The 12,703-nt window shown below is 61.5% G+C and carries 13 protein-coding genes; all 13 read left to right on the top strand.

Annotated elements, in window-relative coordinates:
* Positions 1–76 precede the first annotated feature (76 nt).
* The 13 genes from AC0Z4S_RS18745 to AC0Z4S_RS18685 all read left to right on the top strand — a co-directional run bounded on the left by AC0Z4S_RS18745 (position 77) and on the right by AC0Z4S_RS18685 (position 12,659).
* Entirely contained in the window at positions 77–1,348 is a 1,272-nt protein-coding gene (locus tag AC0Z4S_RS18745) for a glutamate-5-semialdehyde dehydrogenase (protein WP_485624120.1), read from the top strand.
* A 16-nt stretch (positions 1,349–1,364) separates the two neighbouring features.
* Positions 1,365–2,039 carry a nicotinate-nucleotide adenylyltransferase gene (gene nadD / locus AC0Z4S_RS18740; protein WP_485624210.1) on the top strand — a complete coding sequence of 225 codons (675 nt, stop codon included), beginning with the start codon at positions 1,365–1,367 and terminating at the stop codon, positions 2,037–2,039.
* A 72-nt stretch (positions 2,040–2,111) separates the two neighbouring features.
* Complete coding sequence (rsfS, locus tag AC0Z4S_RS18735) at positions 2,112–2,606, top strand: ribosome silencing factor (RefSeq protein WP_016773024.1); 495 nt, start codon at positions 2,112–2,114, stop codon at positions 2,604–2,606.
* A gap of 9 nt (positions 2,607–2,615) precedes the next feature.
* On the top strand, positions 2,616–3,083 hold the full coding sequence (gene rlmH / locus AC0Z4S_RS18730) for a 23S rRNA (pseudouridine(1915)-N(3))-methyltransferase RlmH (RefSeq protein WP_485624119.1): 468 nt from the start codon (positions 2,616–2,618) through the stop codon (positions 3,081–3,083).
* Between the two features lie 10 nt (positions 3,084–3,093).
* The gene (gene mrdA / locus AC0Z4S_RS18725) at positions 3,094–4,989 is read left to right on the top strand and encodes a penicillin-binding protein 2 (protein WP_253496147.1); all 1,896 of its coding nucleotides are present in this window, start codon (positions 3,094–3,096) and stop codon (positions 4,987–4,989) included.
* Positions 4,990–5,020: 31 nt separating this feature from the next.
* A complete protein-coding gene (gene rodA / locus AC0Z4S_RS18720; RefSeq protein WP_051600793.1) occupies positions 5,021–6,124 on the top strand; it encodes a rod shape-determining protein RodA in 1,104 nt (367 codons plus the stop codon).
* Positions 6,125–6,141: 17 nt separating this feature from the next.
* Positions 6,142–7,152: a lytic murein transglycosylase B gene (mltB, locus tag AC0Z4S_RS18715; RefSeq protein WP_253496145.1), complete on the top strand. Its 1,011-nt coding sequence runs from the start codon at positions 6,142–6,144 to the stop codon at positions 7,150–7,152.
* On the top strand, positions 7,152–8,162 hold the full coding sequence (locus tag AC0Z4S_RS18710) for a septal ring lytic transglycosylase RlpA family protein (protein ID WP_016773027.1): 1,011 nt from the start codon (positions 7,152–7,154) through the stop codon (positions 8,160–8,162). The genes mltB and AC0Z4S_RS18710 overlap by 1 nt, the downstream gene beginning before the upstream one ends.
* 187 nt (positions 8,163–8,349) lie before the next feature.
* The gene (locus tag AC0Z4S_RS18705) at positions 8,350–9,507 is read left to right on the top strand and encodes a D-alanyl-D-alanine carboxypeptidase family protein (protein ID WP_016773028.1); all 1,158 of its coding nucleotides are present in this window, start codon (positions 8,350–8,352) and stop codon (positions 9,505–9,507) included.
* A gap of 86 nt (positions 9,508–9,593) precedes the next feature.
* Positions 9,594–9,869 (top strand): DUF493 domain-containing protein, encoded by a 276-nt coding sequence (locus tag AC0Z4S_RS18700; RefSeq protein ID WP_039761816.1) that lies wholly within the window; start codon positions 9,594–9,596, stop codon positions 9,867–9,869.
* The gene (gene lipB, locus AC0Z4S_RS18695) at positions 9,869–10,516 is read left to right on the top strand and encodes a lipoyl(octanoyl) transferase LipB (protein ID WP_024014445.1); all 648 of its coding nucleotides are present in this window, start codon (positions 9,869–9,871) and stop codon (positions 10,514–10,516) included. Before AC0Z4S_RS18700 ends, lipB begins: the two co-directional genes overlap by 1 nt.
* Before the next feature lie 25 nt (positions 10,517–10,541).
* A complete protein-coding gene (gene lipA, locus AC0Z4S_RS18690) occupies positions 10,542–11,540 on the top strand; it encodes a lipoyl synthase (protein WP_160768663.1) in 999 nt (332 codons plus the stop codon).
* A 171-nt stretch (positions 11,541–11,711) separates the two neighbouring features.
* Positions 11,712–12,659, top strand: coding sequence for a S66 peptidase family protein (locus AC0Z4S_RS18685; protein ID WP_485624116.1), 948 nt, complete (start codon positions 11,712–11,714; stop codon positions 12,657–12,659).
* Positions 12,660–12,703: the final 44 nt, after the last annotated feature.

The raw sequence follows: 12,703 nt of genomic DNA, 5'->3' as shown, positions 1-12,703 counted from the left end.
CCCGTCACCGCTGTTAGTCCCGGGACGCGGCAGCTATAATCTGCCGCTTTCCTCTTTGCCAAGACCCCAGCAGACCATGACTGAGTCCGTTCTTGACTACATGACCCGATTGGGTCGCGCCGCCCGCGCTGCCTCCCGGGTCATCGGTCGCGCCAGCACCGCGCAGAAAAACCGCGCCTTGCAGGCTGCCGCCAATGCCTTGGACGCTGCGCGTGCCGAGCTTGCCGCAGCCAATGAGCTGGATCTGGCTGCTGGCCGCGCCAATAGTCTGGAACCGGCATTGCTGGAGCGTCTGGAACTGACCCCGGCACGTATCGACGGCATGATCGTCGGCTTGCGCCAGGTCGCGGCACTGGCGGATCCGGTCGGCGCGATCCGCGACATGAGCTTCCGTCCGTCGGGGATTCAGGTCGGCAAGATGCGCGTACCGCTGGGCGTGATCGGGATCATCTACGAATCCCGTCCGAACGTGACCATCGATGCCGCCAGCCTGTGCCTGAAGTCCGGCAACGCGACAATTCTGCGCGGTGGCTCCGAGGCGATTCACTCCAACCGGGCGATTGCCGCGTGCATCCAGCGCGGTCTGGCCGAGGCCGAATTGCCCGCCGCCGTGGTGCAAGTGGTCGAAACCACTGATCGTGCCGCGGTCGGCGCGATGATCAGCATGCCTGAATACGTCGACGTCATCGTCCCGCGGGGCGGCCGTGGCCTGATCGAACGCATCAGTCGCGATGCCCGCGTTCCGGTGATCAAGCACCTGGACGGCATCTGCCACGTCTATGTCAGCGCACACGCCGATCTGGCCAAAGCCCAGCGCATCGCCTTCAATGCCAAGACTTACCGTTATGGCATCTGCGGCGCGATGGAAACCCTGCTGGTCGATCAGGCTGTTGCCAATGACTTTCTGCCAGCAATGGCCGCGCAGTTCCGCGAAAAAGGCGTCGAGCTGCGTGGTTGCGAACGTACCCGGGCGATCATCGAGGCTGTAGCGGCCACCGAGCACGATTGGCACACAGAGTATCTGGCGCCGATTCTGTCGATCCGCGTAGTCGACGGTCTGGAGCAGGCGATCGAACATATTAACCATTACGGCTCCCATCACACTGACTCGATCGTCAGCGAAAACCTCGCCGACACCCGCCGGTTCGTAGCGGAAGTCGACTCGGCCTCGGTAATGATCAACACGCCGACCTGCTTTGCCGATGGATTTGAATACGGATTGGGTGCCGAGATCGGCATTTCTACTGATAAGCTGCACGCCCGCGGGCCGGTAGGGCTTGAGGGGCTGACCTGCGAGAAGTACATCGTGGTCGGCGACGGCCAGTTGCGCGGCCAGGCGACGGTCTGACTTGACCGACCTCGACCTGACAGCGCCGCACACCGGCAGCGAGTCGCGCCCGCAACGCATTGGCGTACTGGGCGGTACGTTCGACCCGGTGCACATCGGCCATTTGCGTGGCGCGCTGGAAGTCGTCGAAGCGCTGGCGCTGGACGAGTTGCGCCTGATGCCGAACGCGCGGCCGCCACATCGCGGTACGCCGCAGGTGTCGGCGCAGGATCGGCTGGCGATGGTCCAGTGCGCGGTGGCCGGATTGCCGCCGCTGGTGGTGGACGCCCGCGAATTGCAGCGGGACAAACCGTCCTGGACCATCGATACCCTGGAGTCGCTGCGCGCAGAGATGCCCGCCGAGACCCAGGTTTTTCTGCTTTTGGGCTGGGACGCATTTTGCGGCCTGCCCACTTGGCACCGCTGGGAAGAGTTGCTCCAGCATTGCCACATCCTGGTGCTACAGCGCCCGGACGCCGACAGCGAACCGCCGGATGCCTTGCGCAACCTGCTGGCAGCGCGTTCGGTGAGCGACCCGCTGGCCCTGAAAGGGCCGAGCGGACAGATTGCATTCGTCTGGCAGACACCGCTCGCGGTTTCCGCCACCCAGATCCGTCAACTGCTGGCCAGCGGTAAGTCGGTACGTTTCCTGGTGCCCGACGCGGTCCTGGCCTACATCGATGCGCACGGTCTGTACCGTGCGTCGAACTGAACAAGGCGTGCTTCACTGATACGGATCACCGTATCCCCAAGTCGCCGAATACATGAGCAAAACGAGTTTCATATGACTGATAAAGATCTACCGAAAGTAAAGCGCAAAGGCACGTTCAAGAGCGCGCCACTGCCGGAAGCCGTCAACACCAATGAACCGCTCAAGGGCGACGAACTGGTCAAGATTGCCGTCGCTGCGCTGGAAGACGTCAAGGCCCAGGACATCCAGATCATTGATGTGCGCGACAAGCAGAGCATCACTGACTACATGATCATCGCCACCGGTACCTCCAATCGCCAGATCAACGCGATGCTCGACAAGGTCCGCGAGGAAGTGAAGAAGCAGGGCGCCAAGCCGCTGGGCGAAGAAGGCAAGGGCGACAGCGACTGGGTGCTGCTCGACCTCGATCTGGTGATCGTGCACATGATGACCGCCTCGGCGCGTCAGTTCTACGACCTGGAGCGCCTGTGGGCCGGTGCCGAGCAAAGCCGTGCGGCCGATGCCAAGCATCACAGCCCGGAGAACACCCACGAGCATTTCACCAAGCTCAACAAAGACCAGTTCTAAGGGATTGCTGTGCGACTGCGCCTGATCGCCGTCGGTTCACGCATGCCCAAGTGGGTGGAAGAAGGCTGGCATGAATATGCCAAGCGTCTTCCGTCCGAGCTGGCGCTGGAACTGGTGGAAATTCCGCTCAACACCCGTGGCAAGAATGCCGACGTGGCCCGTTTCATCCGCCAGGAAGGCGAAGCCATGCTGGCCAAGGTCGGGCACAACGAGCGGATCGTCACGCTGGAGGTTCACGGCAAGCCCTGGAGCACCGAGCAACTGTCGGTCGAACTCGATCGCTGGCGCCTGGATTCGCGCACGGTCAACTTCATGGTCGGCGGCCCGGAAGGGCTGGCACCGGAAGTCTGTGCCCGCGCCGACCAGCGCTGGTCGTTATCGCCGCTGACCTTGCCGCACCCGTTGGTGCGGATTCTGATCGGCGAACAGTTGTACCGTGCCTGGACCGTGTTGTCCGGCCACCCTTACCACAAGTAAGCCTGCCCTCATGTCTCAGCCGATCCGCATCAAGGACCACGAAAAGGACGCCCGTCTGGTGCGCAGCCGTGTCGTGTTCGGTGCGATCGTGATCGTGTCGCTGATCTGTGTGCTGATCGCGCGCTTGTATTACCTGCAGGTGATCCAGTACGAGTACCACTCGACCCTGTCGGAAAACAACCGCGTCCATGTGCAGCCGATTCCGCCGACGCGCGGACTGATTTTCGACCGCAACGGCGTGGTCGTGGCCGACAACCGGCCAAGTTTCAGCCTGAGCATGACCCGCGAGCGCTCCGGCGACTGGCAACAGGTGCTCGACGTCATTGTCGAGGTGCTGGAGCTGACGCCCGAGGACCGGGTGATCTTCGAGAAGCGCATGCGTCAGGGGCGCAGGCCGTTCGAGCCGGTGCCGATCCTGTTCGAGCTGACCGAAGAACAGATCGCCCGGATCGCGGTGAACCAGTTCCGCCTGCCCGGGGTGGAAGTGGTCGCGCAACTGGTCCGGCATTACCCGCAGGGTGCGCATTTTGCCCACTCGGTGGGCTACATGGGGCGGATCAACGAGAAAGAGCTGAAAAGCCTCGATCCGGTCAACTACAGCGGCACCCACCACATCGGCAAAACCGGCATCGAGCGTTTCTACGAGCCGGAATTGCACGGTCAGGTCGGTTACGAGGAAGTCGAGACCAACGCCCGGGGCCGCGTGTTGCGCGTGCTCAAGCGCACCGATCCGATTCCCGGCAAGGACATCGTCCTGAGCCTCGACATCAAATTGCAGGAAGCCGCCGAGGCCGCACTGGGCGGGCGACGTGGCGCGGTGGTGGCGCTCGATCCGAAAACCGGCGAAGTGCTGGCGATGGTCAGTCAGCCGAGTTTCGACCCCAACCTGTTCGTCACCGGCATCAGTTTCAAGGCCTACGCCGAGTTGCGTGATTCCATCGATCGGCCGCTGTTCAACCGCGTGCTGCGTGGTCTGTATCCGCCGGGCTCGACGATCAAACCGGCGGTGGCAATTGCCGGTCTCGACGCTGGCGTGGTCACGGCTTCCAGTCGGGTGTTCGACCCGGGCTACTACATGCTGCCCAACTACGATCACAAGTACCGCAACTGGAACCGTACCGGGGACGGCTTCGTCGACCTCGACACGGCGATCATGCGGTCCAACGACACCTACTTTTATGACCTGGCGCACAAGCTCGGCATCGATCGGCTGTCGACCTACATGAACAAGTTCGGCATCGGCCAGAAGGTCTCGCTGGACATGTTCGAAGAATCTCCGGGCCTGATGCCCTCCCGCGAATGGAAGCGGGCGACGCGCAAACAGGCGTGGTTCCCCGGCGAAACCCTGATTCTCGGGATCGGCCAGGGCTACATGCAGTCGACACCGCTGCAACTGGCCCAGGCCACAGCGCTGGTGGCCAACAAGGGTATCTGGAACCGTCCGCACCTGGCCAAGTCCCTCGACGGAGTCAAACCGGTTGATGACAATCCGATGCCGAATATCGTCCTGCGCGACCCGTCCGACTGGAACAAGGTCAACCACGGCATGCAGCAGGTGATGCACGGTGCCCGTGGTACCGCGCGCAAAGCGGCGATCGGCGCGCAATACCGTATCGCCGGCAAGTCCGGTACCGCGCAGGTGGTGGCGATCAAGCAGGGCGAGAAATACGACCGCTCCAAGGTCCAGGAGCGCCACCGCGACCACGCCCTGTTCGTCGGCTTCGCCCCGGCCGATGATCCGAAGATCGTCGTCTCGGTGATGGTCGAGAACGGTGAATCCGGCTCCGGCGTTGCCGCGCCCGTGGTGCGCCAGGTCATGGATGCCTGGTTGCTCGACAAGGATGGCCATCTGAAAGCCGAGTACGCCAGCCCAATCACTGCGGAGGCCACGGCCCGTGATGAATAACTTTGATCGCATGCTCTCCAGCGAGGATGTGATGCGTCGCCGCGCGACGTTGCTGCAAAGATTGCATATCGATGGCCCGCTGTTGATCCTGTTGCTGATCCTCGCCGCCGGCAGTCTGTTCGTGCTGTATTCGGCCAGTGGCAAGAGCTGGGACCTGCTCGGCAAGCAGGCCACGTCGTTCGGCATCGGTCTGGTGGCGATGATCGTCATCGCCCAGTTCGAGCCGCGTTTCATGGCTCGGTGGGTACCGCTCGGTTACGTGATCGGTGTTGTCTTGCTCATTGTCGTCGACATCATGGGCCACAACGCCATGGGCGCCACGCGCTGGATCAACATCCCCGGGGTGATCCGCTTCCAGCCCTCGGAATTCATGAAGATCCTGATGCCGGCTACCATCGCCTGGTATCTGTCCAAACGCACCTTGCCGCCGCAGCTCAAGCACGTCGGCATCAGCCTGATGCTGATTGGCGTGCCGTTCATTCTGATCGTGCGCCAGCCGGATCTCGGTACCTCACTGCTGATTCTGGCCGGTGGCGCATTCGTACTGTTCATGGGCGGTCTGCGCTGGCGCTGGATTCTCAGCGTATTGGCCGCAGCGGTGCCAGTGTCGGTGGCGATGTGGTTTTTCGTCATGCACGACTATCAGAAGCAGCGCGTACTGACTTTCCTTGACCCGGAAAGCGATCCGCTCGGCACCGGCTGGAACATCATTCAGTCGAAGGCGGCGATCGGTTCCGGCGGCGTATTCGGCAAAGGCTGGCTGCTCGGCACCCAGTCGCACCTCGACTTTCTGCCGGAAAGCCATACCGACTTCATCATCGCCGTGCTTGGCGAAGAGTTCGGTCTGGTGGGGATTTGTGCGCTGCTGCTGATCTATCTGCTGTTGATCGGTCGCGGGCTGGTAATCACCGCCCAGGCGCAAACGCTGTTCGGCAAATTGCTCGCCGGCGCGTTGACCATGACTTTTTTTGTTTACGTTTTCGTCAACATCGGTATGGTCAGTGGCCTGCTGCCGGTTGTGGGGGTGCCGTTGCCGTTCATTAGCTACGGAGGAACTTCGCTGGTGACGCTGCTGTCAGCGTTTGGGGTTTTGATGTCGATCCATACCCATCGCAAGTGGATCGCACAGGTTTGAATAAGGTGAAGAGTGCAATGCAAGCAATGCGTGGCTGGGCGACTCGATGCGCGCCGCTGGTTGGCCTGATGGGCCTGCTGGGGAGCGTGCAGGAAGCGCTGGCCGGCGACTATGAAGGCTCGCCGCAGGTGGCCGAATTCGTCGGCGAAATGACCCGCGACTACGGTTTCGCCGGTGAACAACTGATGGGTGTGTTCCGCGAGGCGCAACGCAAGCAGTCGATTCTCGACGCTATCTCCAAACCCGCCGAACGGGTCAAGCAGTGGAACGAATATCGCCCGATGTTCATCACCGACGCGCGCATTGCACGTGGTGTGGACTTCTGGCGTCAGCACGAGGCGACCCTGGCCCGCGCCGAGCAGGAATACGGCGTGCCGGCACAAGTCATCGTGTCGATCATCGGCGTCGAGACCTTTTTCGGACGCAATACCGGCAATTTCCGCGTGATCGATGCTTTATCGACCCTCGGCTTCGACTATCCTCCCCGTGCCGAATTTTTCCGCAAGGAACTGCGTGAGTTCCTCCTGCTGTCCCGCGAAGAACAGGTCGATCCACTGACCCTGAAAGGCTCGTACGCCGGGGCCATGGGCCTGCCGCAGTTCATGCCGAGCAGCTTTCGCGCCTACGCGGTGGATTTCGACGGGGACGGCCACATCAATATCTGGAACAACCCGGACGATGCCATTGGCAGCGTCGCCAGCTATTTCAAGCGTCATGGCTGGGTCGCTGGTGAGCCGGTGGTCAGCCGCGCCGATGTGCGCGGCGAGCAGGTCGATGAAGGCCTGACCACTGGGATCGAACCGGTGAAAACGGTCGCAGAGTTGCGGGCGCTGGGCTGGTCAAGTCATGATGCGCTGCGCGATGATATGCCGGTTACCGCATTTCGACTCGAAGGCGACAGCGGCCCTGAATACTGGATGGGCCTGCAGAATTTCTACGCGATCACGCGTTATAACCGCAGCGTGATGTACGCCATGGCCGTACATCAACTGTCTGAACAGCTGGTACAAGCACGGGGCGTCAAGTAATGCAGGCATTGCCTAACAATAAACCCCTGAAGCTGGTGGCTTTCGCTGCGTTGGCAGTCCTGGTCGCCAGTTGCACGACCAGCCGCACGCCGACGCAGAAAACCCCGTCCACCGCGGTCCGCGCCCAACCGGGCCTGGACATCAACCGCGCGCACAAAGACGGCGCGCCGTGGTGGGATGTCGATGTCTCGCGCATTCCTGATGCGACACCGACGCTGCACACCGGCCCGTACAAGGCCAACCCGTACACCGTGCTGGGCAAGACCTATTTTCCTTTGCAGGAATCCAAGACCTACGTGGCCTCGGGCACGGCGTCCTGGTACGGCACCAAATTCCATGGCCAGAACACCGCCAATGGCGAAGTGTATGACCTGTACGGCATGAGTGCCGCGCACAAGACTTTGCCACTGCCAAGTTACGTTCGGGTGACCAACCTGGACAACAACAAGACCGTGATCCTGCGTGTCAACGACCGTGGGCCGTTCTACTCCGATCGCATCATCGATTTGTCCTACGCGGCGGCGAAGAAACTCGGCTATGCCGAAACCGGTACCGCACGGGTCAAGGTCGAAGGCATCGATCCGCAGCAGTGGTGGGCGGCCAAGGGCCGTCCGGCGCCGCTGATGCTCAACGAGCCGCAAGTGGCGCAGAATAGCGCGCCAGTGATTACGGCTTCGGCTGGCACCGTCGAGCAATGGACGCCGCCGCCGCAGCAGCACGCCGCGGCCGTGGTGCCCGTGCAGATCGATGCAAAAAAAAACGCTTCTGCACCAGCGTCTGGCCAGTATCTGCAGGTGGGCGCGTTCGCCAACCCGGACGCTGCCGAACTGCTGAGGTCGAAGCTCAGCGGGATGGTGAGCGCGCCGGTGTTCATCAGCTCGATCGTGCGCAATCAGCAGACCCTGCATCGGGTGCGCCTGGGGCCGATCGGCTCGCCGGGTGAAATCGCCCAGGTGCAGAACAGTGTGCGGCTGGCCAATCTGGGTTCGCCCAGCGTGGTCACCGAGTAACACGTAGACCTTGATTGACGGTTCACTTGCGGTATTCGGGGGGTGAACCAGGTTGCTGGCTCGTCGAAGAACAAAAGCCCGGCAAGGGTGACTGGAGTGAGCAACTGAACACGCGATGGCCCGTTAGAAGGCTGTCTGAACAAGTTTTGCCTTCGGGCAAGTTTCCATTAGCGATTTCGAGAGACGGATGAACATCACCACCTTTGCCAAACGCCTGTGTCTGCTAGTCCCGCTGCTCCTCTCGCCAGCCGCCTTCGCGGCCGAGATGATGCCGTCGCCACCACAACTGGCCGCCAAGGCCTACGTTCTGATGGATGCCAGCAGCGGCAACGTGCTGGTCGAAAACAACGGCGACCAGCGTCTGCCACCGGCCAGCCTGACCAAGCTGATGACCGCGTACATCGCGACCCTGGAAATCCGTCGCGGTCAGATCGGTGAAAACGATCCGGTGACCGTCAGCGAAAACGCCTGGCGCACCGGCGGTTCGCGGATGTTCATCAAGGTCGGTTCGCAGGTTACTGTCAGCGACCTGCTGCACGGCATCATCATCCAGTCCGGTAACGACGCCAGCGTCGCCCTGGCCGAGCACATCGCCGGCAGCGAAGACGCCTTCGCCGATCTGATGAACAAGACCGTCACCGAACTGGGCATGACCAATACCCACTTCATGAACCCGACCGGTCTGCCAAACCCTGAGCACTACTCGTCGGCGCACGACATGGCGATTCTGGCCCGTGCGATCATCCACGAAGACCCGGCTCACTATGCGATCTACTCGCAGAAAGAGTTCTTCTGGAACGGCATCAAGCAGCCTAACCGCAACCTGCTGCTGTGGCGCGACAAGACCGTTGACGGTCTGAAAACCGGCCACACCGATGAAGCCGGCTACTGCATGGTGTCCTCGGCGGTACGTGACGGCCAGCGCCTGATCGCCGTGGTGTTCGGCACCAACAGCGAAGTGGCTCGCGCCGCTGAAACCCAGAAGCTGCTGACCTACGGTTTCCGCTTCTTCGAAACCCAGACCTTCTACCAGAAGGGCACTGAACTGGCGCAGGCGCCGGTGTGGAAAGGCACCACCAGCCAGGTCAAGGCCGGCCTGGCGCAGGACCTGACCATGACTCTGCCAAAAGGCCAGCTGAAGAAGCTCGCTGCCAGCATGACCATGAACCCGCAACTGGTTGCGCCAATCGCCAAGGGCGACGTAATCGGTAAAGTCGAAGTCAAACTGGAAGACAAGGTGGTGCACAGCGCCGACCTGATCGCTCTGGATGGCGTCGAGGAGGGTGGTATCTTCCGCCGCATGTGGGATAGCATCCGTCTATTCTTCTACGGCTTGTTCAACTGATTCAGTGTTGACCTGCATGGCCCCGCCCCGAACCGGTGCGGGGCCATGTGCGTTACCACGGCTTGCACTCTAGAGGCCGTTACGCCATGACCGATACCGAAGTAAAGGCGCCAAAGATCGAATTCCCTGTCACGGACTATCCCGTCAAGGTGATCAGCGATACCGGTGTAGGCAACAAAGACAAGATCATCGACATCGTCAAGAAACACGCGACCATCAATGATGAGCGCATCGACGAGCGTCAAAGCACCAACGGCAAATACACCACCATTCAGTTGCACATCGTCGCCACCGATCAGGATCAGCTGTACAACATCAACAGCGAACTGCGGGCGACCGGCTTCGTGCACATGGTGTTGTGATGCACGGCACGCTGGGCTTTCGCGAGCTGGGCCAGATGGCTTACGAGCCGGTCTGGCATGCCATGCAACGCTTTACCAACGAACGCGGCAATGCTGCCGCCGACGAAATCTGGCTCGTCGAACACCCGCCGGTGTTCACCCAGGGCCAGGCCGGCAAGGCTGAACACCTGTTGCTGCCGGGAGATATTCCGGTGGTGCAGGTCGATCGTGGCGGCCAAGTGACTTATCATGGCCCCGGGCAGCTGGTGGCCTATCTGTTACTGGATGTGCGCAAGCTGGGTTTCGGCGTGCGTGATCTGGTCAGCCGCATGGAAGCCTGCCTGATCGAACTGCTGGCCAGCTACGGCGTCACCGCCGCGGCCAAGCCAGATGCTCCCGGCGTGTATGTCGATGGAGCGAAAATCGCTTCTCTGGGTTTGCGCATTCGCCACGGTTGTTCCTTTCATGGCCTGGCCCTGAACGTGGATATGAACCTGGAACCGTTTCGACGGATTAATCCCTGCGGCTACGCCGGGCTGGCCATGACCCAGCTGAGCGATCACGCAGGATCGATTGAATTTGCCGAGGTAAGTGCCCGGCTGCGCGCGCAGCTCGTCAAACACCTCGACTATGCTGAGCAGACGACCCTCACGGGCGGAATCGACTGATATGACTACTGATGCAGTGCAAACCATGATCCCGACGCTCGACGTGACCGAGCGCCCGGCCCCGCGTCCCAAGGTCGAAGCCGGCGTCAAGCTGCGCGGCGCCGAGAAGGTTGCACGCATCCCGGTCAAGATCATCCCGACCACCGAACTGCCGAAGAAACCCGACTGGATCCGCGTGCGCATCCCGGTTTCGCCGGAAGTCGACCGCATCAAGAGCCTGCTGCGCAAGCACAAGCTGCACAGCGTCTGCGAAGAAGCGTCCTGCCCGAACCTCGGCGAATGCTTCTCCGGCGGCACCGCCACGTTCATGATCATGGGCGACATCTGCACCCGTCGCTGCCCGTTCTGCGACGTTGGCCACGGTCGTCCGAAGCCACTGGACGTCAACGAGCCGGAAAGCCTGGCCATCGCCATCGCCGACCTCAAGCTCAAGTACGTAGTGATTACTTCGGTTGACCGCGATGACCTGCGTGACGGCGGTGCCCAGCACTTCGCCGACTGCATCCGCGAAATCCGCAAACTGTCGCCGAACGTGCAGCTCGAAACCCTGGTCCCGGACTACCGTGGCCGCATGGACATCGCCCTGGAAATCACCGCCGCCGAGCCGCCGGATGTGTTCAACCACAACCTGGAAACCGTGCCGCGCCTGTACAAGGCTGCGCGCCCGGGTTCGGATTACCAGTGGTCGCTGACCCTGCTGCAACGCTTCAAGCAGATGATGCCGCATATCCCGACCAAGTCCGGCCTGATGCTGGGTCTGGGCGAGACCGACGAGGAAGTCATCGAAGTCATGAAGCGCATGCGCGAACATGACATCGACATGCTGACCCTCGGCCAATACCTGCAACCGTCGCGCAGCCACTTGCCGGTGCAGCGTTTCGTGCACCCGGACACCTTCGCCTGGTTCGCCGAAGAAGGTTACAAGATGGGCTTCAAGAACGTTGCGTCGGGCCCGCTGGTACGTTCCTCGTACCACGCCGACGAGCAGGCGAAGCTGGTCAAGGCCGAGCTGCTGGGATCCTGATTCAGCGCCGAGGAAAAATGCCCGCCGAGGTCTGATAGCCCGGCGGGCATTTTTTTGCCCGACTTACATTCGCTGCTGATTTTTCCTTCAATGCACGGCGTGGCTGATCCTCTTCTGTTTGTTCACGTTCCTGACTAATGTGTGAGCATCAATTCACAGGGAGATCCAAGGATGACCATTCGACCGACCCATACACTCTGCCCGCACAAGGCCGTGCCCGCATTGCCCTCGGAAGGGCTGATCGGCGTCATTGCACCGGCCGGCCCGGGTGCTCTGGACACCGATAAGGCGCTGCAATGGATGCGCGCCCGCGGCTATGGGCTGAAGGTGTTTCCGGGCGTCTACGAGAAGGACGGCTATCTGGCCGGCAGTGATGACGTGCGTCTGCGCGATCTGCACGCGGCGTTCGCTGATCCCCAAGTCGACGCCATTATTTGCCTGCGCGGCGGCTACGGCACGCCGCGCCTGCTGGACCGAATCGATTACGACCTGCTCAGCCGTCATGCCAAACCCTTTGTCGGCTACAGCGACATCACCGCGCTGCATCTGGCCATCAGCCGCTATGCTGGGTTTGTGACCTTTCACGGCCCGCTACTCAATGCCGACCTGCTGGGCGACAAGGAACCGCCGACCGTTACGTCATTTTTCGCCATGCTGCGCGGGCAATTGAAAACAGGCAGTGTGCTCAGCCATCCCGCGGCGTATCCGCTATCAACCGTCGAACCGGGCATTGCTCACGGGCGGTTGCTTGGCGGCAATCTGGCGATGATCGCTGCAACTCTCGGCACGCCCTACGAGATTGATGTCGAAGGGGCGATTTTGTTTATCGAGGACATCAACGAGCCGCTGTACCGTATCGACCGCCTGCTGACTCAGATGCGTCTGGCCGGCAAGCTGGCCAGGCTGCGCGGTGTGCTGGTCGGTGATATCGCCGGGGTGGATGTCGACGCGTTGAATCGCTTGCTCAAGCAGACGTTTGAGCCGTTGCGGATCCCAGTGTTGTCGGGCTGGCGCAGTGGTCATTGCGACCCGAACCTGACGCTGCCGTTGGGCGCGCTGGTGCGCCTGGATGCGGGGAAGCAGGAGTTGCTGCTGGAGCAGGATGTGGTCATCCGATAATTCGGGTGAGGCTCAAAAGATCGCAGCCTTCGGCAGCTCCTACA

It is taken from the genome of Pseudomonas sp. 1L-B-1-E-C1 (assembly GCF_057291835.1).
This window is presented reverse-complemented; position numbering and strand designations above follow the sequence as displayed.